Origin of the sequence: Variovorax sp. MSC1_012, from assembly GCF_023667525.1 — a bacterium.
Lineage (GTDB): Bacteria > Pseudomonadota > Gammaproteobacteria > Burkholderiales > Burkholderiaceae_C > Variovorax > Variovorax beijingensis_B.
Window position 1 is genome coordinate 921243 of record NZ_JAMOZJ020000002.1, and the last position, 24055, is coordinate 945297.

The window sequence follows — 24055 nt, forward strand, 5'->3', positions numbered from 1 at the left end:
GCTCCGTCTTTTCTGGAATGAATGAAGTCTTTGGATGTCCTTGAAGTTGATGGGTCTCGATCAGCGCGTCAGATCCTTGTGGTGGCCGATGAACCAGTCGAGGTCCATGGCCAGCCTGTTGTCGTTGGGGGGCAGGTAGTGATCGGTGCGTTGCCAGAAGCGAAAGCCTTGCTGCGCCCAGGTCGCAGGCAGACGCGGCGCATTGCGTTGCGACCAGTCCGCGATCCATAGCGGGTAGCGCGCGAAACGCTCGTCATCGAGCCATTTCGTTCCGATGTCCCAGTTGGTATAGATCATGGGAACGCGACCTCCCTGCCGCTCCAGCGCTTGCAACGCGCGCAGCAGATCGGCCTGCACCTTCTCCTTCGGTGGCGGCGCACCGGGTGGGAAGCTTTCCGCTTCGAAATCGAGCGCGGGGGCGATGTCGCCTTTCTCGGACGCGCCGCCCAGCATGCGAAGGTAGAACTGCGCTTGCTGGTCGGCGTCGATATCGACGCGGTAGAAGTGGTAGCTGCCCCGCACCAGACCGTTACCGCGAACCGCGGTCCAGTGGCGATCGAAGGTGGGATCGGCGGTCAGGCCATCGCTGGCGCGAACGAAGACGAAGCTGATGCCCGCCAGCGATCCTTTCAGATGGTCCACCCAATTCCCGTTCCATTTGGACACGTCCAGGCCGTACAGAGGGCCCGCAGGTGCCGATGCGGGCGTGACCGTGGACGTGGGGGCAGGCGTGGGCGCGGCGGCAGGCGGCGTCGGTGCGCTGACGGAAGCCGCCGATCCATGCGTGACAGGCAAATCTTGCTGCATGGACACAGGCGCCGTGCGCACTGCGGCGACAGGCGTGGGGTCAGGCCCGGCCGTGCGTTCGCCAGGACGGACTGCGCCACCCAGCTGGATTCCCGCAATGGCGACGCACACCAGCAGGGTCAGCCAGGTCATCACATTCAGACGAAGCATGGTCCGCGCAACGGCGGCGATGGTGCGAGACCCGCCGCCTGGCGCTTTGGCATGCACTGCTTCCACCGGGGCGCAAACAGGGGCAGGTTGCGGTGCTGGACGCACGAGTGCCAGCAGTTCTTCCAGCGCGAGAGACGCATGCAGCGTCCCGCGTGCCCATTCGCGGGCCAGCGTGAAAGCATCGCCTTCAAGGCGCAGCCCCTCATACGCAACTTGGCCGTGGGCACTGAGCACCTGGTGCGGCTCGCAGCTGTAGTCGCCTTGCGCGTTGAGCACGACGCGCGAGCGCTCGGGGCGCACGGCATCGAAGGCCTCGCCGACCACCAGCAGGGGTGGCGGCACGTCGCCCTCGTCGTGTTCGACCGCGACATAGCCTTCGCGTCGCAGCCACGCCAGCAGGAGCAGCAGCGCCATCAGCGAACGCCGCTCGTCCCGGGCCGCATCGGCTGTGGCCAGATGTGCGGGCCGCACGTAGCAATAGCCGAAGTGGCCGCGTGGCTGAAGGATCAATGCGCGTCCGGCAGCGCGGCTGAAATGCAGGCGTGCCAGAAAGGCCGGGGCCGAGATGGGTCCGATGCGTGCCACCAGCACCAGGCACTCCAGCCAAGCGATTTCCTGCGGGTCGAAGCGACGCATGCTGTGTCTCCTGTTGCCGGGCTCCGAGTCACTCGAGGGAACGCGCAGCGCCTGGCCGATGGAGCATCAAGCCGTGGACGCTGGCGTTCCTGCCGGGCTCAGGACAGCACGACGTGGAAATTGAACATGAAGGCGTTCCAGTTGATCAACGTGACGTTGGCCTGGTTGGGATGCGCCGGGTCCGGCCCGCGAAAGCCGTAGGACCAGTTGCCGGTGGGGCCGCCGGGATGCGTCTGGCACCAGATCCGCAGGTTGTTGGCCTGGTTCGCCGGCAGCGAGTAGTTGCCGGCGGGGTCCGTTCCGCAGTTGAAGAGCGTCTGGCCGGCCTGGATGCTGCAGGTGACCGGCACGACGCCGTTGTTGGTGGTGTTGACGTTGATGGTGCCCACGTGGGGCGGGTTCTGGTCGTACGCGGCGAATGCGGCGTTGATGCAGTCCTGCATGGAGGCGAGGGTGATCTGGGGCATGGCTTGCTTTCGAATGGGTGGTGGAAAGAAAAGGTGGGCGGCTGTCGGCCCACCCGAGGAGCCGCGCGCGCACTCCGGGAATCGCTGCGCTTCACGCGGAAAACTGAAGCGAGTGCTCCTGTGCGGTCGTCTGGTTGCGCCTCACGGGCAGGTGGCCCTGCCGGTGGCTCCCACTCAGAGCGCGCAGCTCTGCGTGCTGCTGGGCCCCGCACCCGGCGGCGCGTCGATGGGACTCGGGCTCGCGCCCAGCAAGTGGTAGTGCTTGCTGCCGAAGTTCCAGTGCGCCCCGTCCCACCAGAGGAAGTTGGTGATCACGCGCTGGTTCATCGGCATCGCCGGCGGCGGCAGTGCGAACGGGTAGTTGTTGGGGTTGTAGTTGCGGACGATGGGCGCTGCGGCCCAGGCGGGCGGTACCGGCCCCGGCTGCACGGCGTCGACATAGGCCGCAAAGTGAATGACGTAGTTGCCCGCGTGCAGCGCCGCCAGGCTGCGGTGCGAGGGGTCGTGCAACACGCGCCAGTGGCCGGCCGCCAAGGCTGGTGCGGCCGGGTCGACGGCGCTGGCCACGAAGAGGGCGCACCCGTTCATGCCGGTGGTGAACAGCAGGTGCGCGTCGGCCGGGCCGGGCGCGATAGGGATGTCCACATAGGGCAACGCGTTCAACGCCACGCCGCCAATGCCGGCATGGCAGTAGTACGCGTCGAGCGTGGCGAGCGGCGCCAGGGGCGGCTGCGGCACCACGCCACCCGCGGGCACGGCGGCCGGCTGCATGCGCAGCCGCGGCAGGCTGCCAGGCGCCGGCGCTACACCGGGTGCGCCGGTGCTCAGGGTGAAGCGCGAGCGCTGGTTGTTCACCGGCGCGAAGGCCCCGCCCGGCATGTTCTGCCCGATCTGGTCCAACACGATCGGTGACCCGGCGATGAAGGTCAGGGGGTTGGCGAGGAAGGTCGCCGCATTGTCGATGGCCATGGCATTCTCCTTGTTGATGGGGCCGCTCAGGGCACGGAGCCCGTGACGTTCCAGATGGTGCCGCTGTCGAGGCTCTGGTTCAGCGCCGAGATGGCGGCGGCGGCTCCGCCCCTCTGGTTGGCGGCGTCGCCCATCGCCTGGATCGACCCGGCGACGAGTGCGCACGCGGCCGTGCTGTTGCCGATCTGCACCTGCAGGTTCGCGACGCCCGCGGCGTTGTGCCCCTGCATGTCGAGGCGGGCCACGCCCACGGTATGGAGCGTGCCCGGCCCGCGTCCCAGGTCCGCGAACACGAGTTGGGCGATCACGTCCTGGCAGGCGCTTCGCTGGGCGGCATTGGGAACGATGATGCCGGCGATGGGGTTGCCGCTGTTGGCTTTGACGATGGGCATGATTTGTCCTTTCTGGTCGACTGATGAAATGGGGGATAGGCGCTCAGGCTGTCGCCGCCTCGGGCGCCGGCGCGGGCGCGGGCGCGGCGCCAGACGCAGCCGGCGTCGAGTCGTCGCCGGCGATCGCGAGGTAGCGGCCGGGGAAGTACTTGGCGACCCACATCTGCGCGAGCTGCACGCGCGTGATCGGCTTGGTGTAGTACATGATCGGCACGCCGATGTTGCCGGCCAGGGCCTTGTTCACGTAGTCCTCGAAGGCGACCATCATCGAGTTGGTGTCGATGATGTTGTTCTGCGAGTTGTCGATGTCGTTCAGGGCCGACAGCGCCGCGGTCACCTTGGCGTTCTGCATCGCCACGAACTGGCCGCCGGTGCGGGCCGCATTGGCCGAGGCATCGACCGAGTCCTGGTCCGCGGCCGTGGCGTTCTGCAGCTTGGCCAGCGCGGCCATGCTGCTGGCGCCGTCGCTGTCGACGAAGCCCTTGACGCTCATCTGCACCTGGTTGGACTTGATCGAAGGGATCGAGCCCATCGCGACCAGGGTGCAATGCGACGTGATGTTCTGCGCGCTCAGCAGGTTCTTCGCATCGTTGGAGAAGCTGTTCTCCACGCCGAAGCCGCCCTGTTCGTCGGCGAACCAGCCGCCGATCTTGAACGAGGTCTGCAACTTGCTGGCGACCGAGTACATGTCCTCGCTGGAGTCGGTGGTGGTGGTGTTGAGCACGTGCACCATGCCGACGAAGCAGGAGCCGTAGACGGCGCCCGAGAGCAGGGTCAGGCACTTGTCCTGGTCTTTTTCCACCTGCTTGGCGATGGTGGCCAGCGCCGAGGCCGTGGAGGTGTCGATGAAGAGATCCGGGTGGCAGACATTCCAGACCCGGATGGCCTTGTCGACGTCGATGATGAAGGGCGCCAGCAGCTGCGCGTTCTTGTGGGTGCAGGTGGCGCTGATCACCAGCGTGCCGACGATGTCGTGACGCTGGTGCTGGCTGTTGGTCTGGCTCTGCGCGGCCGTGCTCGCGGCGCCGGAGATGGAGTCGCCGAGCCACGATGTTTCGTCGCTGACGAAAGAGGCGATGGTCGCAGCATGGGTCTGGCTGCTCTGCGCATTCTTGTCGAACGCGAAGTACTGGACGTTCATCTTCATCGAGTCGGCCGAAATCGGCAGCGACTTGATCTGCGTGCGGTTGTAGTCGATCGGGCTCTCGGGCCCCGAGCCCACTGCCTTGATCTTGCGCTTGAGCGGCAGGATGTCCTGCTCGGCCTGGATCTTGGCCTTGCTGTATTCCACCGCGGCGGCCGTGATCTGCTTGTTGACATCGCCGCGCTGCTTGGCCATGTCGGAGGTGTCCACGTCCATGTCCATCAGCTCCTGGATGGTCATGTCGAAGCTGCGGCGCAGGGTGATCAGGTCATTGAGGTGATCCTCGGCGTCGTCCGCCGGGCTTTGCTTGGCCGCAATCTGCGAAAGCAGATCGAGTCGCTCCTGCGTCACGAGGTTGCCGAGTGCGAGCGTCGGGTCGTAGGGAATGGTGGAAGGCATGGCTTTCTCCTGTTCGTCGAGGGTTGGTCGAGCACTGCGCTCGGTGGTTGGGAATCGATGGGCTGTTCGTGAAGTCATCGTAGGAACGCAGCGCCCTAAACGGTTTAAAGTCTTCCTAAACGTTCCTAAAGGGTTCGCACCTGCATTCCCGAATGCGGCTGTGCTCGTGACGAAACCCATTCGATGGATCGGGCAGGGAGTCGTCTTTTCGCTGTCAGCCAGGTCGCCTCGCCAGGGGCGCCAAGGGGCGACCGCACCAGGAGCTTTCGATGGCCGCCTTGCGTCACATCTGCATTTCCGATCTGCACCTGGGTGCCGGCTACAGCCTGCTCACCGGGATCGATGGCGCGGGTCATGTGGCACCGGGAGCGCGTTGCGAAACCCTGGTGGCGCTGATGGATGCGCTGGCTTCCACCCTCGCGCCGCTGTGCGACGACGAGCCTCCGACGCTGGTATTGCTCGGCGATGTGCTCGACATGGGCCTGTCGCCGATGAACACGGTGTCGCAGGCGTTCCGCATGTTCCTGCGCGAACTGGCGCGACTGCGCAGCCAGGGACTGCGCCTGTCGCCGCGAATACGGGTGGTGCCGGGCAATCACGACCATCACCTGTGGCGCATGGCGCAGGATCAGAGCTTCGTGAGCCGTGCGCGATCCGGCGCGGTGGATGCCGACATGCCGCAGATGACGACGCTGACGGATGCGCCTGGTCGCTCCTGGCCGAGCTGCGAGTTGCTGGCCGCGCTGGCGGAGACCGAGCCGGGGCTGGGCGACCTCAGTTTCGAGTTGGCCTATCCGAACTTCGGGTTGGTCGATGCGGCGCGCCGTCGTGCGGTGGTGCTGCACCATGGCCACTATGTGGACCCGATGTACCGCGCGATGTCGATCCTGGTCGAGCACCAGACGCCGCGGCCGCCCCATGCACCGCCGCGGCCGTTGACCGTGGAGCAGATCGAGGCCCGCAACGGCGCGTGGGTGGATTTCCTCTGGTCCGACCTCGGCAACGCCGGCGCCGTGGGACCGGAGTCCGAGAAGCTCTATGAAATCATGCGCGACGCGGGCGCATCACAGCGCTGGTCGCAGCATCTCGCACGATGGATCACCGAGCGCCTCGGCGAGACCCTGGACGTTGCCGCCGTGATGCCCTTGATCCAGGGCGTCACCGTGCAGCAGGCCGTCAGCGGGGTGGTGGACGCCACACTGGTCCGTGGCGCCGAAACCCAGCGCGGAGACTACCGACGCCTGGTCACGCCCGACGACGCCGCTCATCTGCGGTGGTACCTCGCGGGAGCGGTGACGACGCAGTTGAAGAGCGAGGGCATCGATCCGCAGGACATGGACCTGCGCTTCGTCTACGGCCACACGCACAAGCCCTTCGAGGACGAGCTGCCCGTGCCCGGGTTGGCGCGTCCGGTGAAGGTCTACAACACGGGCGGTTGGGTGATGGATCAACCCACGATGACGAGCCCGCAGGGCGCGGCCATCGTGCTGATCGATGGCGATCTCAACCTCGCGTCGCTGCGGCTGTTCAATGATCCGGTGCATGGTGCCAGCCCTGCCGTTCACGCTGCCGGCACGGGGACCCCCAGCGACCGTGACAACCCCTTGGTGCTTGCGCTCGATCAGGCCCTGGCGCATCACGCCGGCGATTGGGAGCACTTCACCCGTTGCGTGGTGGCCGCTGCACAGCGCCACGCGCGTGAATTGCTGGACGAGTTCTTCGACCCGTCGGCGGGCGGTGGTGATATCGGCCCGTCGCGACACCACGCGCGACCGCCGATGGCGGTGAACGGAGGCTGCGCATGAACGGTTACCAGACCATCTCGCGTCCGCTCGCCGAGATCGGCGACAGCTATGACGTGGTCGTCGTGGGCTCCGGCTATGGGGGCGCCATTGCGGCGTCTCGAATGGCGCGTGCGGGCCGGACCGTCTGCGTCCTGGAGCGTGGACGCGAGATCGCGCCCGGGGAGTACCCCAACGACCTGCACAGTGCACAGGCCGATCTGCAGGTGGATGGGCAGCGCGGCAGGCTGGGGCCGCGCGATGGCCTGTTCGATCTGCGCATGAACGACGACATGTTGGCGATGGTGGGCTGCGGACTGGGGGGTACCTCGCTCATCAATGCCAATGTCGCGCTGGAAATGGACCCGCGGCTGTTCGACGACCCGGCATGGCCCGCGTCGTTCCGCACCGAACCTGGCGTGCTGGAGCCCTTTGCGCAGCGCGTGCGCTCCGTGCTCGATGTGCAACCCTACCCCGAAAAGGCACCCGTTCTCAACAAGATGCGGGCCTTGCAACATTCAGCGCGTGCGCTGCGGCGTCCGTTCCGCCGTGCGCCTCTCGCGGTCAATTTCAAGGATCAGCTGAATCCCTTCGGGGTGGCACAGCCGGCGTGCAACAACTGTGGCGACTGCACCAGCGGCTGCAACGTCGGCGCGAAGAACACGACCTTGATGAACTACCTGCCCGACGCGTGCCGCCACGGCGCGCAGGTGTTCACCGGCGCGCTCATCACGCACCTGGAGCGAGAGGGCACGCGCTGGCGTGTGCATTTCGAGGCGATCCCCCTGCGCACGGCACGCGCGGGACTGCCATCCGAGCCCGCCTCGGCCGGCAGCGTCCTGGCCGACATCGTGATGCTGGGAGCGGGGGCGCTGGGTTCGACGGAGATCCTGTTGCGATCCAAGGCGCGTGGGCTTGCGTTGTCGGATCGCGTCGGCCGCTCTTTCTCGGGCAACGGCGACGTGCTCGCGCTCGGGTACGACAACTTCTGGCGCACCGGCGAACCCGGTCCGAATGGCGAATGTCAACCCGTCCCGGTCTACGGCATCGGCGCCGGCAGCAACAAGCTGCAGCCCGAGCAAATGCCCGGCCCCTGCATCACCGGCGTGATCGACGCGCGCGGCGAAAAGAATCCGCGCGAGGGCCTGGTGATCGAGGAAGGGGTGATTCCCGGTGCGCTGGCGTCGCTGATGCCGCCCTTGCTTTTCGCGGCCAGCGCCATGGTCGGGGGCGAGACGCAATACGGCGCCAGCGAGGCCGCCACGCGTCTCGAAAGTGCGCAGGCACTGGGCGACGTGGTGCAGAACCATCCCGCCTCCCTCACCGAGCAATCCTACATCGGCCCGGTCGCCCGCACGCAGACCTATCTGGTGATGAGCGTGGATGACGCCGCCGGCGAGCTCAAGCTGGTCGATGACCGTCTTCGCATTCACTGGCCGGATGCCGGCATGAGTTCCACCATCGCCAACGACCATCGTTGGCTGGCCGAGGCCAACGAAGCGGTGAAGGGTGTGCTCCTGCCCAACCCGCTGTGGAGCGGTGCCCTGGGCCACAAGCTCATTACGGTTCACCCGCTGGGTGGCTGTGGAATGGCGGACGATGCGCAACGCGGTGTGACCAACGCGGACGGCCAGGTCTATGCCGGCATCAGTGGCAGCGATGTGCACGAGGGGCTTTATGTTTGCGATGGCTCCTTGCTGCCCGCGGCCGCGGGTGTGAACCCGCTGCTGACCATCGGCGCCCTGGCGGAGCGCTGCTGCCAGCGCCTGTGCGACATGCGCGGCTGGACGCTGGATCTCACGCTGCCCGCTGCCCAGCCACTGCCTCGCGCGACCGATGAAACGGTGGCGCCGGAGAGCGCCACATCCCTGCGGGTGCAATTGGACGCGGGTGCCGAGGATCTGCTGAGGGCGGCATTGCAGCACTTGGAAGAAGGTGCGATCGACACGGCGCGCAAGCTGTTGTCGAACTTGATCTCCGAGCACCCGGAATACCTCAGCCCGGGCTTTCAGTTCACCGAGCGCATGCAGGGGTTCGTGAGCCTGGAATGCGAAGGCGGCCCGGGCGAGGGCCTGTCGCCCAGGCTGGTCAGCCGCTACGAGCTGTCGGCCGCCTGGGGGCGCGCTGCCGGCCAGGCGATGGACTTCGAGCTCACCATTCGCACCGAGGACCTCTACCGCATGCTCAGCGATTCTTCGCACGAGGCGCAGATCACCGGACAGGTGACGTGCGCGGCGCTGAGTCCCGCGCCCATGCAAGTGCAAAGCGGCCATTTCCGACTGCTGCCTCCTGCGCCGGAAACGGTGGAGACCTGGACCATGCGCTACGAGATGGCGCTTGTGCGGCCGAACGCCGCGCCGCTGCGCTTTGCAGGCTCCAAATGGCTGCACCAGCAGCCCGGATCCTCGCCGTGGACCGATCTCACCACGCTTTTCGTGGACATCGATGAAGCGGGCCCCGCGCCGCGCCGGATCGCGCAGGGCATTCTTTCGCTGGGCCTGGAGGATCTCGTCTGGCAAGCCAACACGCTGTCGACGAGCCCCCCGCGCGATCTCGGTGGGTACCTCGAGAATCTGCTTCCGGAAGCCAGATCGGCCATCGATCGCGCCTACCTGGCCAAGTTCGCCGGATTCTTCGGCCGCACCGTGTTTCGCGCTTACGGCGGGTTGTTGTCGGATCTGGCGGCGGCCACGACAGCCTCGACATCGCCCGCACCCCCGATCTCTCCGCGACGTATCCCCAGGCTTCCGGCCGCGCAGGTGTTTCCGCTGGACCTGGCCCGTGGCGTGGTGCTGCGGCTCACCCGCTACCAGGCGGGCGTCAAGGGGCCGGTGATCCTCGCTGCCGGCGTGGCGATGCGGGCCTCATCCTGGACGGTCACGACGACATCGGAAAGCCTGGCCGAGGCGCTGTGTGTCCAGGGCTACGACGTCTGGCTTTTCGACTACCGTGGCAGCCCCGATGCCGTGGGCTCGCAACAAAGCTTCTGCATTGACGACATCGCGCGCACCGACTGGCCGGCAGCGGTGGACTTCGTGCGCCGTGCGACCCGTGCGGACACGGTGCAGGTGGTGGGGCATTGCGTGGGTTCGATGAGCGTTCTGATGGCACTGCTGGACGGACTGCAGGGCGTGCGCTCGGTGGTTTCTTCGCAAGTCACGCTGCACCCGTTGACCTATTGGCTCAACCAGGCCAAGGCCGACATCGGCCTGGCGCGCTTGCTGGAGCACGGCCGGCAGCTTGGCGGCCTCTTCTCCCCGATGCCGGGCACGACGCAGGCAGACCGCGAGGTGGATGTCATGGCCTGGAGCGTGCCGGTGCCGCGGGGGCAGACCTGCAAGAGCCCGGTGTGCAAACGGATCAATGCGTTCTTCGGGCCGGTGGTCCTGCATGAACATCTGAATGAGGGAACGCATGTCGCCATGGGCGAGATGTTCGGCCCCATCTCCCTGTCCGTCTTCGACCAGCTCGCGCTGATCATGCGGCGCGGACGGGTGGTCGACGCGCAGGGCGGCGACACCTATCTCACGGCCGACAAGGCGCGCCGCATGGCCCTGCCCATCAGCTTCATGTCCGGTGGGTTCAATACCTTGTTCAACCCCGAATCGTCGCTTCGCACCGAGGCCTGGCTTGCGCAGCACAACGGGCCGCAGTGGTACCGGCGCCGTGTGATGGAGCGCTACGGCCACCTGGACAATTTCGTCGGGCGCCACGCCGCGCGCGATGTCTACCCCTGGGTGCTGGCGGAACTGGAGCGAGGAGACGCGTCGCCTTGACGTGCCCGGGCGAGCAACATGCGCAGCGCGTTGCCGGCATCGCCTGCGACTTGCTCGCCGTGTGCCAGCGATGCAATGGCGGCCTCATCCAGTCGCGCGCCATCGGCATACCAGGAAGCCAGCTCGGTCTGGGTGTGGAATTCAAGCACGCGGTCGCGGACGGCCGACGCCACTTTCTGTTCCAGCCATGGCGTTGCTTCGCCGCGGTGCTTGCGGCCCGCGATATCGGCACCCTGCAGCATGGCGGCGTCACGCAGGCGCCCCTGTCCCGCCGCGAGGTAAGCCAGGGTGCCGGCGAACTGGCGTGCGCCAGTTGCGCGACGCATGAGCGGCAAGGCTTCTCGCAGGCGCTCCGTCGCGCGGTCCACCGCCCCGCGCTCCACGTCCAGTCGGATCAGGTACGAATGCGCAAAGGCCTCCGAGGCCGCCGTCCTGAACTTGGCGCGTGCCTCGTGTGAATCCAGGAATGAGAGCAGGCAGCGCTCGGCGTCCTCGAGCTGGCCTGCCAGATGAAGGGCGACACCGCGGTTGGTGAGCAGGTAGGCCTCTGTACGCGAGTCGCCTGCCGCTTGCGCGAGCGGTATGGCACGTTCAATGCACGCCAACGCCGAGGCCGCATCGCCCTGACCCAGATGGACAACCGCCGATGGAAAAAGCCAGCGCGCACGCATGGCACCGAGCGCAGGAAACTGGACAAACAACGGCTCGCACGCATCGAGGTGCTGCTGCGCCTTGGCATATTGCCCGGCGACCGCGCTGATGAAAGCTGTCAGGCAATGCACCGCGACGAGTTTGTCGACCTGGCTGTGCTGCTTGAATACGGCGCCGGCCGAATTCAGCAGCGCCATGCGCTCGTCGTAGGGCAATGCATAAAGCCCGACGACGGCCAGGCCGAACTCGAAGTTGGCGCGTGCGGCCTCGGGCGTGGCCGGACCGAGCAGCGAGCGCCCGACCTGGAACCACTGGAGGCATTCGCTGAAGCGGCCCAGCTGGTACATCAGCGGTGCTGCCATTGCCAACAGGTCGAGCGCCAGCGACGGGTCGCCATCCGGTCCGCTGGTCCATTCGATGGCTGCACGCAGGTTGTCCACTTCGGGGGCGAAGGTCATCGTCCACTCGTCTTGCGTGATGCGCTCGGCCCCCTGTAGCGAGAGATGGCTTCGAAGGGCCCGTAGCAGGCCTTTCGCGTGCCGGGTGCGCATCGCGGCCAGCTGGTCGTCCTCGGAGAGCTTCTCCAGAGCATAGGCACGGGCACTTTCGAGCAGACGGAAGCGCGGTCGTGCGTCGCCTTCGACGACCACCAGCGAGCGGTCGACCAGCGCCCCCAGCGCATCGAGCCAGGCGTCGGCGTCCGCCTCCGCCGGCTGCTCGGCAACCTGTTCCGCCAACTCGAGGCCAAAGCCTCCCACCATCACACCCAGTCTGCGGAAGGTACTTTGTTCGCTTTCCGAGAGCAGCGCATAGCTCCAGTCGAGCGTCGCGCGCAGCGTTCGGTGACGCGCGTCGCGGTGGCGTTGCGCGCTGGTCAGAAGGCGAAAGCGCCTCGCAAGCTGGCGATGCACCCCGGCCACCCCCAACAGACCCACGCGACCGGCCGCCAATTCGATGGCCAAAGGCAAGCCGTCCAGTTCGCGGCAGATCTTGATGGCGGTGGCGACATTGCTGTCGTCGATGTCGAAGCGGGAGTTGCCGGCGCGCACGCGATCGCGAAACATGGCGATGGCGCTGGCTCCGCAGGCTTCATCGGCGCGTGTTCCGCTGGCCGGGACCTGAAGTGCACCGACTCGCAGCACGTGCTCGACGTCCAGTCGCAGCGGCTCCTGGCTGGTGGCGAGCACGTGCACAACGCGCGTGCCGCTCAGCAAGGCCTCCGCGAAGATGGCGGCCTCGTCGATCACATGCTCGCAGTTGTCCAGTACCAGGCAAACCGACTGGTCGCGCAGGCGCTCGGACAACTCCTCGATGGCCGGGCGAGTGCCTGCCAGTTGGATACCCAGCACTTGGGCGGCTTGGCTGGCCAGGTCGGCCGGCGGGCGCAAGCCCACAAGTTCGATAAGCCAAACGCCGTCGGCGAATGAAGCCGACAGCGCGGGGGCGGTCGCGATCGCCAATCGGGTCTTGCCAATACCACCAGGACCCACGACGGTGGTGAGCCGATGCTTCGTAGCGGCTTGGATCAGCTCAGCCAGTTCTCTGTCGCGGCCCAGCAGCGGTGCGCGAACGTTCGCGATGGCGGCGGACCCGCGCCATGCGGATGGTGGCTTCGGCATGGGTGGGGCTGTTGCGTCCGGCGTGACGACGGGTGCGGGACGGGCGGCGTCGGGCACCGCCACACGATCGACCTGCGCGCTGAGGCGATAGCCCCGCCCGGGGATGGTCGCAATCAATTTGGCGCCGAGCACTTTGCGCAGTGCGCTGACCTGAACGGACAAGTTGTTTTCTTCGACCACCAACCCGGGCCAGACGCGATCAAGCAACTCCTGCTTTGTCAGCAGTTGATCGCGGTACTGAATAAGTACCAGCAGCAGGTCGAAGGCGCGGGTGCCGAGAGCGACCTCCTCACCGTCAAGGAATACCGTACGTTCGGTGGGGCGCACCTCGGCGAGACCGATTCGATAAATCTCTTGCATGGGCGGGTCGGCTGAGAATTGAATCCGTGCGCAGTCCTGGCAAGGGCTCCGCGCAGAACGCGGATGACGTTCGGCGCGAATCAAGATTGGCACGAATCTTAAGGGAGCCTCTCACCAACCGCGCATTTCCCGCACGATACAGACGGACGTAGAAACGATCGCCTCGGGAGTACCAGTCTTTTAGACGAGTGCGAAATTTTTTGAACGTGGCTATAGCAACACCGAAGCACTGCAGGCATTCAAGCCGCAGCAAAACTCGGACATAGCCTCAGGCTTTTCGAGCTTGGGTCACATTCAGGTGGGATGCTGACAAAAACTTGGGCTACCAGGAGGTGGTTCATGTATTCATACGAGGACAGGATTCGAGCGGTCGAGCTGTACCAAGCTCGGCAAACGCATCAGGGCGACCATTCATCAGCTGGGTTCCTCAACCAAGAATGCCCTGAAAGGCTGGTCCCGCGAATACGAGCAGCGGCTCGATGTGCATGAGTGGTTGGCGAGGCGCCTGCCGAAGGGGTCTCTGCTGCAATGACGATCCTTGTCGGACAGAGAGATATCTTTGCATCTTGGAGCGCTTCTTTTTGAAGCGCTTTTTTTTGATCAAAGAGGACCATGGTTCGCCGGTGTCGAAGGCGGTCGATTAACCGCTCGCGAATGCTGAATTGACGCCTTACACGGCCTTCGATGCTGATCGCCGAGGAACTTGAAACCTCGCTCGCTCGCGTCGGGCTTGCGCATGCGCTGCCCGATGCTTCCCGCTATGGCAACCCTCGCGCCGGCGGTGCGCAGAGCACGGGGGGGCTCCAACTCGGTTCAGGGTGCCTGGGAGCCGCTTCGAACGGCAGGCGCCATGGCGCGGGTCATGCTCATCGAGGCGGCGACACAGGAATGGCGCGTCGCGGCAGCCGAGTGCCGCGCGCAGGACGGCGTCGTGATTCACGCATCCAGCGGTCGGCACCTCAGCTACGGGCAACTGAGCCAGCGAGCGGCCGACTTGCCGTTGCCCAGGCAGGTTGCGCTCAAGGCACCCGAAGCGTTCAAGCTCATCGGGCGTCCGCTCAAGCGCCTCGATGCGGCCGAGAAGGTCGATGGCCGTGCGCCAGGTGGTTCGCATCGACAACACCGTGGCGGTGATCGGCGACCACTCTTGGGCGGCGAAGCAGGGGCTCGCCGTGTTGAAGATCGTCTGGGACGACGGGCCGGCGGCGAGCATGTCGACGGCCGGCATCCGCAAGAAGCTGAGGATGCTAAACCGTGAGCTCGTGAACGACAGCGTGCAGCAGCTTTATCACCGGATCACCGGCTGACGCGGCTCGGTAGACAAGCGCGACCGGCACTCGAGAAGGCGTCATCTCGACGCGAAGAACCGCGATCCGCCCCAGGCGGTGTTCTGCCGTGGCCATGGTCCGTGGCACTGCGGCCAGCCCCGCCCCGGCTGCCACCAGTTGCACGTTGGTGGCTGGGTTGTTCGAGACGATGCACGGTGCCGGTACTGCGACACCCGCCCGCAGGAACTGGCTCTCAAGCGCCTGGCGGCTCAGCAGCGCCGGCTCCGGCATGATCCATTGGCCATCCACAAGCGCATCCCATCCGACGCTTCTTTTTCTTGCCAAGGGATGCGTGGGCGGGGCGATCACCACGTACTCGTGCTCTGCGCAACGCTTGTAGACCAGGCGCGTGGCTCGCTTGGCGGCAAACGCTGCTTGATTGAACGAGGTCAACAAGGCATCGAGTTCTCCCTGCAACAGGGCCTCGAACAACTGCGGTACGGCCTGCTCGCGCAGCCGAACGACGACGCGTTCACTGCGAGCCTGCAGCAATGCCAGCACAGCGGGCAGTGCGCCGCCGGCCGCCACGGCGGGTGGTGCGCCGAGATGCAACACCGCAACGGGTTCTTCGCTCGAGGCGTGTGCCGCCTCGCTCAGATGCCCGAGCGCCGCCAGCAGCGTTGCCGCGCCCTGCACGATCACCTCGCCGCGTGTCGTGGGTGCCAAGCCGCGAGCGCCGCGCCGGAACAACGAAAACCCGAAGGCCTCCTCGACCTCCTTGAGCGTCTTGCTCAACGCGGGCTGAGACAGATGCAGCGTGGCGGCGGCCTTGCTCAGGGTGCCGCAGCGATGCAGTTCCACCAGCAATCGAAGATGCCGGAAGCGCAGGCGCGACACCAGGCTGTCGAGCTCGTCTGACATGGCAAGCCATTCCATTAAGTTATGACTGATTGAAAATATATCACTGTTCTCATAAGTGCCATGCGACCTATGCTGTGTCAACGGCGCTCCCGCGCCAACAATGGAGACAGGCCTGATGAGACGATGTCTTGCCGCGCTGCTTGCCGCCTTCCTGGCGCTGCCAGCGACGAGTGCAACCGCAGCCGATTTCCCGACGGGCGGCAAGGCAATCCGCCTCGTCGTCGGTCTTGCCCCAGGTGGGCCGACGGACCAGCAGGCGCGCTTCCTGGCCGAGCAGCTGCGCAAGGAACTGGGTACCACGGTGGTCGTTGAAAACCGCCCCGGCGCGAGCATGAACATGGCCACTGCAGAAGTCGCCCGCGCCGCGGCGGACGGCTACACGCTGCTCTACAGCCCCTTGAGTCCCTTCGCCCAGAATCCGCACTCGTTCGCCAAGCTGCCATTCGACCCTTTCAAGGACTTCACGCCGCTGTCGCTTGCCAGCGTCGGTCCACTCGTGCTGGTCGCCCACAAGTCAGTGCCGGCGGAGAATCTGAAGGAACTCGTGGCCTATGCCCGGGACAACCCCGGCAAGCTGAACTACGCCTCGTTCGGCAAGGGCAGTTCATCGCACCTCTTCGGCCAGTGGATGGCCAGGCACTACGGCCTCGACATGGTGCACATTCCCTACAAGGGTGCCGGTGACGTGCAGAAGGATCTGGTCGGCGGTCGCGTGCAGATCATGTTCGCCGCGGCGGGCGGTGCCCTGCAGTTTGTACGGACCGGCAACGTCAGGATGATCGGCGTCGCGGCGCCGCAGCGCTCGCGGCTGCTGCCTGGCGTGCCGACACTGGTGGAGCAAGGTGGCACGGGCCTGGACATCGACGGCTGGGTCGGCGTCTTTGCGCCAGCGAACCTGCCGCCGCCCATCACGGCACGCCTGAACGCAGCGCTTGTCAAGGTGCTTGCGACACCTGAACTGAAGCGAGAGTTCGAGAAAGGTGGGTACGAGGCGGCCTCCTCGACGCCCTCGGAATTTGCGGCGATGGTCCGTGAAGCGTACGAACGCTGGGGAAAGATTGCCGCATCCTTGGGTGTGCAGAAGGAGTGATTCGCATGGATGAAGAGATCGATGCGCTGACCCGCGCCCTGGCGGCTGACATGGTTCGACATGCCGCTTTCGGAGACAAGATCTCGGGGGGCCCCGGCGACGCGGCGACCACGCAGTGGATCGCGGGCCGCCTCGCCGCGTCGGGCTATGACGTTGAGCATCAGGGCATCGATGTGCCTTTCTTCGATCCGATCGACTGCCGCCTGGTCGCGGGCGAGGCCGCGGCGCCGGTGTACTGGCAGTCGCCCGTCACTGCAACCGGGATGCAAGGCCTGCGCGCACCGTTGGCGGTGGTGCGCGCGCCGTATGAGGCGATGGATGCGGCCGGCCGTATTGCGCTGCTGGTCTTGCCGCATGCGCGCCATGCCTCGGTCGATTCACCTCTCGTTGCGCCCCTGATTGCGGCTGCGTTGGCAGCGGGCGCCGTCGCTCTGATCATCGTGCCGGTCGGCCCTACCGGCGAGGTGGTGGCATTGAATGCCGGTATCGGGGCACCCGTTGCACCGGTGCCCGTCGCGGTTCTCGCGCCGGCGCTTGCCGAACCATTCCTGCGCGCAGCGCGCAGCGGATTGCCCGCCACGCTGTTTCTGCATGGCCAGGCGAGCGTGCGGCAGACCTCGAATCTGCAAGCCACGCTGCGGCGCGGCCCGCGATGGCTGTGCCTGTCCACGCCGCGCACCGGCTGGTTTGGCTGCGTTGCCGAGCGCGGCACGGGAACGGCGGCATTTCTGGCAATGGCGGCGTGGGCCGTCGAGCGCTTTCCGGACCTTTCCCTGTTCCTGCTGAATACAGGGGCGCACGAGTACCGGTTTGCCGGCGCGCACCGCGCGCTGGCACAAGCCCCCGCGCCTGCCGACACCTTGGCATGGGTTCATCTGGGCGCCGCGCTCGCGGTGCGCGACCGGCTCGAATTCCGCGGCGAGCTCTTCGACCTTCCTTCGGCCGACGCGAACCGCATGACGATGGCGACCGAATCGCTGCAAGACGCCGCGCGGGCGGCCTTTCGCGGCCTTCCCGGGCTGGAGCGAGTCACGACACCCATGTCTGGCGTCAGCGAGCTTGGCGCGATCGTGGAGCGCGGCTACGGCCGCGCAATGGCGGTATTGGGCATGCCGCGAGCCTTTCACACGCGCGCAGACGATCTTGGCGAGGTCGATGCCCGTCTGCTGGCACCGGTCGTCCGCGCGCACATGGAGGTGGTGGAAACCGTCCATCGCCAGGCCAGCCCGGCTTCGGAGGGCGTCCCATGATGCGCGCGCAGCGCTGCCTGTCGCAGCCACTGATACATGCGGGACTCGACGCCTCGCTCGGCAACAACATCAATGGCCCATCGCTGATTCGGGTGCCCGATTGGCTGCCCAACCCGCTCGGGCGCTACTACCTGTATTTCGCGCACCATCAGGGCCGACACATCCGGCTCGCCTATGCCAATGATTTGCTGGGCCCGTGGACCGTCCATGCACCGGGCGTATTGCCGGTTGCAGAGTCGCGTTGCTCCGATCACGTGGCCTCGCCCGACGTGCATGTGGATCACGCTGCGCGAAAGATACGCATGTACTTTCACGGTGTGGCGTTCGCTGCAGGCCAGACGGACGGTCACGAAACGCAGTTCGGGGAAGCAGCGCGCTGGATCGGCAACCAACGCACCAAGCTGGCCATTTCAGATGACGGCCTGCATTTTTCGGCCCAACCACAGGTGCTGGGAGCCTCCTACTTCCGCGTGTTCGAGTGGCAAGGGCGCCAGCACGCGCTGGCAATGCCCGGGGCGTTCTATCGCATGGACGAACACGGCGGCTTCGAGCTTGGCCCGGTGCCATTCGAGCCCAGCTTTCGGCATTGCGCGGTACGTGTGGCTGGCCCGCTGCTGCACGTCTATTTCACGCGAGTGGGCGACACGCCGGAACGCATCCTTCACACCACCGTCGATCTCAGACCCGACTGGGCCACCTGGAGGCACGGGGATGTCACCACGCTGTTGCAGCCAGAACTGGCCTGGGAGGGCGCTGCAATGCCTGACGCGCCATCACGCCGCGGCCCTGTCTTCGAGTTGGTGCAGCAGTTGCGCGATCCTGCGGTGTTCGTCGACGAGGGCAAGGAGTATTTGCTGTATGCCGCGGGCGGCGAGCAGGCCATCGGTTTGGTTCAGTTGGTATGTACGGGCACACCCTTTTGAACCAAGGCCGCTATTCACCTTGAGGGCACTCTGGGCGAGCGGCAGTCTTCGACCCGCCTGCTGCAAACCCGCTACCGAGGAAGGGGGCTGCCAATACACAATCGGTACCTCCAAGTGGTGCCCGACATGCAGCCCGCCAAAGCCACCAAGCTCCAACTCGATCTCACCTCCGACCTGCAGAAATGGCGCGCCTTTCTGGCCATTGCCGAACTCGGCAGCCTGACGCGCGCAGCCCTCTTTCTCGACAGCAACCAGTCGTTGCTGAGCCGGCACCTGAATGCCCTCGAGCGCGAATGCAACGCGCGCCTGTTCAACCGCACCGGCCGTGGTGTGGCGCTGTCCGATGTGGGCCAGAGAATCTTTCCGCACGTCAAGGCGCTGCTTGCGGACGCCGAACAACTCGAGCTCGAGATTCGCGGCGAGGCGCGCGAACCGACGGGGCGCGTCACCATCGGTTCGCTGCCTTCGATCACGAATCCGATCGTCGGGCGCCTCTTCAAGCAGCTGCGCGCGCGCCACCCGGGCGTCCAGCTCAAGATCCTTGAAGGCTCGAGCGGACAGGTGGAAGAATGGCTGGCCGACGAACGCGTGGACATTGCCATCCTCTATCGCTACGGCAACTCCCTGCCGCAGCAGGAACAGGCGCTGGCCACGGTCGACAGCTACCTGATCGGCGCCGCCGGCGACCGCCTGACTGCCGCGGCCGAAGTACCGTTCAGCGCCCTGCATGAACTGCCCTTCATCCTGCCGGGCGCGCCCAACGGCCTGCGCACGGCGCTCGACGGCATCGCGCGGCAGGAGCGCATCACGCTGGCACCGGCGATGGAAGCTGATTCGCTGCCGCTGATGCGCTCCACCGTGGCCGAGGCTCGCCTGTACACGGTGCTGCCGATCCACGCCGTATGGGCCGAGGTGCAGGAAGGCCGCCTGCAGGCCGCCAAGATCGTCTCGCCCGGCGTGCAGCGCATTGTTTCCATGGCATTGGCCCGCACCAAGGGGCCGGCCAAGGCTGTGTCGACGGTGGCCGCGGAGATCGTCGACATCGTCAACGACAACGCCCGCAGCGGCATGTGGCGCCCGATCGAGGCGACCTAGCGTTGCGGTCGGCTGCATAGCAGCATTGCGCCGCGCGGGCAGTCGCGGCCCCCGGCCCGCGCCTATGCTCATCCACCCCAGCGGCCCTCCTCGAGGCCACTGGTGACGGAGACATGCATGCCCCTGAGATGGTTCGATCGACAGCTTCGCAAGGCCGCCATCGGCGCGGCCGCGCTGTCGCTGCTGGCGTGTACCAGCTTCGTCCCCGCCGACGCCCCGGCACGCCAGCGCGTGCTGCTGATCGAGGGCCCGGCCCGCATCGACGTGATCGTCGAAGGCCGGGGGCCCGCGGTTGTGCTGCTGCCCTCGTCGCAGCGCGATTCGGAAGACTTCGACGATGTGGCGGCGCGCATCGCCGCCGCCGGCTTCAAGGTCCTGCGACCGCAGCCGCGCGGCATGGGCGGCTCGACCGGGCCGATGCAGGCATTGAGCCTGCACGTGCTGGCCGCCGACGTGGCGGCCACGGTGCGGCAGCTGGGCGGCGGACGCGCCGTGCTGGTGGGCCATGCCTTCGGACATTTCGTGGCGCGCGTGGCCGACCTCGACCATCCGCAACTGGTGCGCGGCGTCGTGGTCGCCGGCGGCGCGGCGCGCACATTTCCGGCCGGCATGGCCGAATCACTGGCCATCGCCTCCGACCCTGCGCAGCCGCGCGAGGCACGCTTGCGCGGTCTGCGCCACGCATTCTTCGCGCCCGGAAACAACCCCGAGCCCTGGCTTTCCGGCTGGCACCCGGAGCTGCGCCAGGCCTACCGACAGGCCGGCGCGGTGCCGGCCAAGGAACTGTGGTGGCCGGTGAGCCATGCGCCGCTGCTCGACCTGCAGGGTGCCGACGACCCCTGGCGCCCGCCCGCTTCGCGCAACGAACTGAAAGACGTGCTCGGCGACAAGGTCACGGTGCAGGTGATCCCGAATGCCAGCCATGCGCTGATTCCCGAACAACCCGCGGCGGTGGCACAGGCTATCGTGGCGTGGATCGGCACGCTGCCGCCCTGAACCGGACACCTTCAAGAAGCCACCTCATGCCACGCATACCCCTCTTTCCGACGGACACCATGAGCCCCGAGCAGTGCGCGGTCCACGACAGGATCGTCTCCGGCCCGCGCGGCAGGATCCAGGGTCCGCTGCGGGCCGCCCTGCACAACCCGGAACTGGCCGACAAATGGCAGGCGCTCGGCGCGCTGCTGCGCTACGGCACGAGCTTGCCACCGCGGCTGTCGGAGATCGCGATCCTGGTCACCGGCCGCGCCTGCAACTCGCCTTTCGAGTGGTATGCGCATCGCGCAGAGGCCGAAAAGGCGGGCATCGAGCAGCCCGTCATCGAGGCGATCCTGGCCGGCTCCGAGCCGCCCGGCCTGTCGGCGGACGATGCCGCCGTCTACCGCTATGCCATCGAACTCAATCGCCACAAGTCGGTCTCCGACGCCACGTACGGCGTGGCGCTGGCGCGCTTTGGCGCGCGTACCGTGGTGGAGCTCACGGCGCTGATCGGCTACTACACCATGGTCGCGATGACGCTCAACTGCCACGAGATTCCCCTGCCTGAAGGCGTGGCAACGGCCTTTGCCCTGCCGCAGCACGCGGGGCTTGCGTCATGAACGCCGTGGCCGGATGGGACTGCCACGCCCACCTGTTCGGCCCCTACGACCGCTTTCCGCTGGCCCCGGAGCGCAGCTACACGCCGCCCGAGGCCGTTGCGTCGCAGTACCTGGCGCTGCTGGCGCGGCTCGGCTTGTGCAACGGCGTGCTGGTGCATCCCAGTGCCTATGGCAAAGACCACGCGCTGCTGCTGCATGCGCTGGCGGCCCATTCCGGCCTGCGCGGCGTGGTCGTCGTGCAGCGGGGCAGCCGATTGGCACTGGCCGGCTTGCACGGCCAAGGGGTGCGCGGCGCGCGCTTCAGCCACCGAAGCGGCGCCGGCACCAACTTTGCGGGAAGTGCCTCCTTCGATGACCTGCGTGCGCTGGCCCCGGCACTGGCCGACGCGGGATTGCACGCCGAACTGTGGACCGACTGCCAGGCCTTGCCCGGCATTGCCGCCGAGCTCAAGGCACTGCCGGTGCCGGTCGTGATCGATCACATGGGCGGCTTCGATGTCGAAGCGGGCGTCGACGCACCCGGCTTTCGCGTGCTGCTCGACCTGCTGGCCTCGGGCCGGGTGTGGGTCAAGCTGTGCGCCTACCGCAATCTGTTGAACGCGCCCGACTGGCAAGCCGGCCGTGCGTTCCAGCAGAAGATGATCGAGGCCAACCCGGAGCGCCTAGTGTGGGGCAGCGACTGGCCGCACCTGCGCGTGGCGCCGAGCCCGGACGCGGCATCGCTGCTCGCGATGTTCAAGGCATGGGCCGGCAGCGACGAACTCGCTCAGCGGGTGCTCGTGGCCAATCCGGAAATGCTCTATCGCTGACCTGGAGGCCGGTCTGCGGACTCAGCCATCGATCGGCGCCGTCGCGGCGAAAGAGGGACGGGCGCGCAGCGTCTCGAACCAGGCCGCAAGGGCAGGGGCCGATGGGCGCCATCCGAGCGTGTCGAAACGATAGTCGAGGTAGCCAAGCGCGCAGCCGAGTGCCACGTGGCCTATCGAGAACGGCGCATGGCGCAAGGCCTGCGCTTCGTGGTCGAGCATGTGCAGCGAGGCGCGGGTCTTGAGCTCGAACGCGGCGAGCAGGGCTTGCAGCGGCACCTCGCGCTCGCGCTCGTTGCGCCAGAGAATCAGCGCGTCGAGGAGCCCGTCGCCGAAAGCGTGCCAGCGCAGCGCCTGCCAGCGCGCCTCGCCCTGCGGCGGGAACAACGCGCCGCCGGACAGGTCATTCAGGTATTCGCAGATCACGATCGAATCGAACAGCGTCGAGCCGTCCTCGCGCACCAGGGTCGGGATCTTCGACAGAGGGTTGTCCGCCATGAGGGCCGGATTGGGCTTGCGCATCGCGGCGACCGAGCGAACCAGCTCGAGCCGGGGCAGCAGGTCGAGTTCGTAGGCGCAGATCATCACCTTGCGCACATAGGGCGACTTGGGCGACCAGTGCAGCTTCATTGCCTGGGCCATCAGATCGCTCCGGCTTCCCGCAACGCATGGATGCCCGCCGTGCTGTATCCCAGTTCGGACAGGATGTCGTCGCTGTGCTGGCCCAGCAGTGGCGGCGCGGTCTGAGTTTGCAGCGGGGAATCCGCAAAACGCATCGGACTCGCGACCTGCGGTGCGTCGACGCCGCTCGGATGAGGCACATGGCGGAGCATCTCGCGCGCCTTGACCTGCGGCTCCTCGAACACCTCGGCGACCGTGTTGATGGGCCCGCAGGGCACGCCGGCCTTGTCGAGCGCAGCAATCAGCTTCTCGCGCTCCCACCGGGCGAACGCGTCGCGCAGCATGGCGGACAGCTCATCGATGTTGCGGACCCGCTGGGCGTTGGTCGCGAAGCGCTCGTCCGCGATCCATTCAGTGCGGGCCAAGACTTCGCAGAGCCTGGCGAACTGGGCGTCGTTTCCGACCACGAGGATCACGTCGCCATCGGCGCAGCCGTACACGTCCTGCGGCTGGATATTCGGATGCGCGTTGCCGTTGCGCTGCGGCACCTTGCCCGACACCAGGTAGTTCATCGCCTGGTTGGAAAGCGTCGCGACCTGTACATCGAGCATCGCGATGTCGATGGCGTCGCCGACGCCGGTTTCATTGCGGCGCGCCAATGCAGCAAGCACCGAGACGGCGGTGTACATGCCGGTCATCAGATCGACGATCGGGATGCCGACTTTCTGCGGACCGCCGCCGGGGCGGTCGTTCTTTTCCCCGGTGACGCTCATCAGGCCTCCCATTGCCTGGATCAGGAAGTCGTAGGCCGGCTGGTCGCGCCGGGGCCCCGTCTGGCCGAAGCCCGTGACCGAGCAGTAGATGAGCCGCGGGTTGAGCTTGCGCAGCGATGCCTCGTCCAGGCCATAGCGCGCCAGTGTGCCAGCCTTGTAGTTCTCGAGCACGATGTCGGCTCGCCTGGCGAGTTCCTTGATGATCTTCTGGCCCTCCGGCTTCTCGAGGCTGACAGTGATCGAGCGTTTGCCGCGGTTGACGGCCAGGTAGTAGCCCGCTTCCTTCGTATCCTTGCCTTCGGCATCTTTCAGGAACGGAGGTCCCCAGGTTCGTGTGTCGTCGCCCATGCCGGGCCGCTCGACCTTGATCACCTCCGCGCCAAGGTCGGCGAGGATCTGGCTTGCCCAGGGCGCGGCGAGGATGCGGCTGAGGTCCAGCACCTTGACATGGGCCAGCGGCCCCTTGTTCGTGGTCATTCGAATTCTCCTTGTGTTGGGTGAATTCTGGAATCCGGACCCGTCCCGGGCTACTGGCGAGCCCGCAAGACTGTGATGCGCA

The 24055-nt window shown here is 66.5% G+C and carries 19 protein-coding genes and 1 pseudogene; 11 read left to right on the forward strand and 9 right to left on the reverse strand.

The window, feature by feature from the left end; translation table 11 throughout:
* Window positions 1-60 precede the first annotated feature (60 nt).
* The 5 genes from L1081_RS29810 to L1081_RS29830 all read right to left on the reverse strand — a co-directional run bounded on the left by L1081_RS29810 (window position 61) and on the right by L1081_RS29830 (window position 4964).
* Window positions 61-1593, reverse strand: coding sequence for a GH25 family lysozyme (locus tag L1081_RS29810; RefSeq protein WP_489417089.1), 1533 nt, complete (start codon window positions 1591-1593; stop codon window positions 61-63).
* Between the two features lie 98 nt (window positions 1594-1691).
* A complete protein-coding gene (locus tag L1081_RS29815) occupies window positions 1692-2060 on the reverse strand; it encodes a hypothetical protein (protein WP_489417090.1) in 369 nt (122 codons plus the stop codon).
* Window positions 2061-2234: 174 nt separating this feature from the next.
* Window positions 2235-3029: a hypothetical protein gene (locus L1081_RS29820; protein WP_489417091.1), complete on the reverse strand. Its 795-nt coding sequence runs from the start codon at window positions 3027-3029 to the stop codon at window positions 2235-2237.
* 26 nt (window positions 3030-3055) lie between these two features.
* On the reverse strand, window positions 3056-3421 hold the full coding sequence (locus tag L1081_RS29825) for a hypothetical protein (RefSeq protein WP_489417092.1): 366 nt from the start codon (window positions 3419-3421) through the stop codon (window positions 3056-3058).
* Window positions 3422-3464: 43 nt separating this feature from the next.
* The gene (locus L1081_RS29830; protein WP_489417093.1) at window positions 3465-4964 is read right to left on the reverse strand and encodes a hypothetical protein; all 1500 of its coding nucleotides are present in this window, start codon (window positions 4962-4964) and stop codon (window positions 3465-3467) included.
* Between the two features lie 269 nt (window positions 4965-5233).
* On the opposite strand from L1081_RS29830, the gene L1081_RS29835 reads away from it, so the two are divergent.
* Window positions 5234-6769: a metallophosphoesterase gene (locus tag L1081_RS29835; RefSeq protein WP_489417094.1), complete on the forward strand. Its 1536-nt coding sequence runs from the start codon at window positions 5234-5236 to the stop codon at window positions 6767-6769.
* Window positions 6766-10521, forward strand: a complete 3756-nt coding sequence (locus L1081_RS29840; RefSeq protein WP_489417095.1) for an alpha/beta fold hydrolase — start codon at window positions 6766-6768, stop codon at window positions 10519-10521. The genes L1081_RS29835 and L1081_RS29840 overlap by 4 nt, the downstream gene beginning before the upstream one ends.
* Here the strand turns inward: L1081_RS29840 and L1081_RS29845 are convergent.
* Window positions 10473-13151, reverse strand: a complete 2679-nt coding sequence (locus L1081_RS29845; protein ID WP_489417096.1) for a winged helix-turn-helix domain-containing protein — start codon at window positions 13149-13151, stop codon at window positions 10473-10475. The genes L1081_RS29840 and L1081_RS29845 overlap by 49 nt on opposite strands.
* Before the next feature lie 339 nt (window positions 13152-13490).
* Between L1081_RS29845 and L1081_RS29850 the strand changes: the two are divergent.
* Together L1081_RS29850 and L1081_RS29855 are read left to right on the forward strand one after the other, a co-directional pair.
* Window positions 13491-13680: pseudogene (locus L1081_RS29850) on the forward strand (IS3 family transposase); the annotation flags it as partial.
* A gap of 559 nt (window positions 13681-14239) precedes the next feature.
* Complete coding sequence (locus L1081_RS29855) at window positions 14240-14458, forward strand: hypothetical protein (RefSeq protein WP_489417097.1); 219 nt, start codon at window positions 14240-14242, stop codon at window positions 14456-14458.
* On the opposite strand, the gene L1081_RS29860 is transcribed toward L1081_RS29855, so the two are convergent.
* Window positions 14399-15340, reverse strand: a complete 942-nt coding sequence (locus tag L1081_RS29860; protein WP_489417098.1) for a LysR substrate-binding domain-containing protein — start codon at window positions 15338-15340, stop codon at window positions 14399-14401. The two genes, L1081_RS29855 and L1081_RS29860, sit on opposite strands and share 60 nt — an antisense overlap.
* Window positions 15341-15455: 115 nt before the next feature.
* On the opposite strand from L1081_RS29860, the gene L1081_RS29865 reads away from it, so the two are divergent.
* The 7 genes from L1081_RS29865 (at window position 15456) to L1081_RS29895 (ending at window position 22105) form a co-directional block, all read left to right on the forward strand.
* Complete coding sequence (locus tag L1081_RS29865; RefSeq protein ID WP_489417099.1) at window positions 15456-16430, forward strand: tripartite tricarboxylate transporter substrate-binding protein; 975 nt, start codon at window positions 15456-15458, stop codon at window positions 16428-16430.
* A gap of 5 nt (window positions 16431-16435) precedes the next feature.
* Window positions 16436-17680, forward strand: coding sequence for a hypothetical protein (locus tag L1081_RS29870; RefSeq protein WP_489417100.1), 1245 nt, complete (start codon window positions 16436-16438; stop codon window positions 17678-17680).
* Window positions 17677-18603 carry a hypothetical protein gene (locus L1081_RS29875; RefSeq protein WP_489417101.1) on the forward strand — a complete coding sequence of 309 codons (927 nt, stop codon included), beginning with the start codon at window positions 17677-17679 and terminating at the stop codon, window positions 18601-18603. Before L1081_RS29870 ends, L1081_RS29875 begins: the two co-directional genes overlap by 4 nt.
* Window positions 18604-18729: 126 nt before the next feature.
* Entirely contained in the window at window positions 18730-19698 is a 969-nt protein-coding gene (locus L1081_RS29880; RefSeq protein ID WP_489417102.1) for a LysR substrate-binding domain-containing protein, read from the forward strand.
* A 117-nt stretch (window positions 19699-19815) separates the two neighbouring features.
* The gene (locus L1081_RS29885; RefSeq protein ID WP_489417103.1) at window positions 19816-20694 is read left to right on the forward strand and encodes an alpha/beta fold hydrolase; all 879 of its coding nucleotides are present in this window, start codon (window positions 19816-19818) and stop codon (window positions 20692-20694) included.
* A 26-nt stretch (window positions 20695-20720) separates the two neighbouring features.
* Complete coding sequence (locus tag L1081_RS29890; RefSeq protein WP_489417104.1) at window positions 20721-21296, forward strand: carboxymuconolactone decarboxylase family protein; 576 nt, start codon at window positions 20721-20723, stop codon at window positions 21294-21296.
* A complete protein-coding gene (locus tag L1081_RS29895) occupies window positions 21293-22105 on the forward strand; it encodes an amidohydrolase family protein (protein WP_489417105.1) in 813 nt (270 codons plus the stop codon). The genes L1081_RS29890 and L1081_RS29895 overlap by 4 nt, the downstream gene beginning before the upstream one ends.
* Before the next feature lie 21 nt (window positions 22106-22126).
* Here the strand turns inward: L1081_RS29895 and L1081_RS29900 are convergent, their stop codons facing one another.
* Window positions 22127-22744, reverse strand: coding sequence for a glutathione S-transferase N-terminal domain-containing protein (locus L1081_RS29900; RefSeq protein WP_489417106.1), 618 nt, complete (start codon window positions 22742-22744; stop codon window positions 22127-22129).
* Complete coding sequence (locus L1081_RS29905; RefSeq protein ID WP_489417107.1) at window positions 22744-23973, reverse strand: CoA transferase; 1230 nt, start codon at window positions 23971-23973, stop codon at window positions 22744-22746. Before L1081_RS29905 ends, L1081_RS29900 begins: the two co-directional genes overlap by 1 nt.
* Between the last annotated feature and the right edge of the window lie 82 nt (window positions 23974-24055).

Excerpts from the sequence above, each read along its gene's own strand:
- L1081_RS29830 (WP_489417093.1), bottom strand. The coding sequence starts at position 4,964 with ATGCCTTCCACCATTCCCTACGACCCGACGCTCGCACTCGGCAACCTC.
- L1081_RS29865 (WP_489417099.1), top strand. The coding sequence starts at position 15,456 with ATGAGACGATGTCTTGCCGCGCTGCTTGCCGCCTTCCTGGCGCTGCCA.
- L1081_RS29835 (WP_489417094.1), top strand. The coding sequence starts at position 5,234 with ATGGCCGCCTTGCGTCACATCTGCATTTCCGATCTGCACCTGGGTGCC.
- L1081_RS29855 (WP_489417097.1), top strand. The coding sequence starts at position 14,240 with ATGGCCGTGCGCCAGGTGGTTCGCATCGACAACACCGTGGCGGTGATC.
- L1081_RS29880 (WP_489417102.1), top strand. The coding sequence starts at position 18,730 with ATGCAGCCCGCCAAAGCCACCAAGCTCCAACTCGATCTCACCTCCGAC.
- L1081_RS29845 (WP_489417096.1), bottom strand. The coding sequence starts at position 13,151 with ATGCAAGAGATTTATCGAATCGGTCTCGCCGAGGTGCGCCCCACCGAA.
- L1081_RS29860 (WP_489417098.1), bottom strand. The coding sequence starts at position 15,340 with ATGTCAGACGAGCTCGACAGCCTGGTGTCGCGCCTGCGCTTCCGGCAT.
- L1081_RS29840 (WP_489417095.1), top strand. The coding sequence starts at position 6,766 with ATGAACGGTTACCAGACCATCTCGCGTCCGCTCGCCGAGATCGGCGAC.
- L1081_RS29815 (WP_489417090.1), bottom strand. The coding sequence starts at position 2,060 with ATGCCCCAGATCACCCTCGCCTCCATGCAGGACTGCATCAACGCCGCA.
- L1081_RS29810 (WP_489417089.1), bottom strand. The coding sequence starts at position 1,593 with ATGCGTCGCTTCGACCCGCAGGAAATCGCTTGGCTGGAGTGCCTGGTG.
- L1081_RS29890 (WP_489417104.1), top strand. The coding sequence starts at position 20,721 with ATGCCACGCATACCCCTCTTTCCGACGGACACCATGAGCCCCGAGCAG.
- L1081_RS29885 (WP_489417103.1), top strand. The coding sequence starts at position 19,816 with ATGCCCCTGAGATGGTTCGATCGACAGCTTCGCAAGGCCGCCATCGGC.
- L1081_RS29825 (WP_489417092.1), bottom strand. The coding sequence starts at position 3,421 with ATGCCCATCGTCAAAGCCAACAGCGGCAACCCCATCGCCGGCATCATC.
- L1081_RS29905 (WP_489417107.1), bottom strand. The coding sequence starts at position 23,973 with ATGACCACGAACAAGGGGCCGCTGGCCCATGTCAAGGTGCTGGACCTC.
- L1081_RS29875 (WP_489417101.1), top strand. The coding sequence starts at position 17,677 with ATGATGCGCGCGCAGCGCTGCCTGTCGCAGCCACTGATACATGCGGGA.
- L1081_RS29820 (WP_489417091.1), bottom strand. The coding sequence starts at position 3,029 with ATGGCCATCGACAATGCGGCGACCTTCCTCGCCAACCCCCTGACCTTC.
- L1081_RS29895 (WP_489417105.1), top strand. The coding sequence starts at position 21,293 with ATGAACGCCGTGGCCGGATGGGACTGCCACGCCCACCTGTTCGGCCCC.
- L1081_RS29900 (WP_489417106.1), bottom strand. The coding sequence starts at position 22,744 with ATGGCCCAGGCAATGAAGCTGCACTGGTCGCCCAAGTCGCCCTATGTG.
- L1081_RS29870 (WP_489417100.1), top strand. The coding sequence starts at position 16,436 with ATGGATGAAGAGATCGATGCGCTGACCCGCGCCCTGGCGGCTGACATG.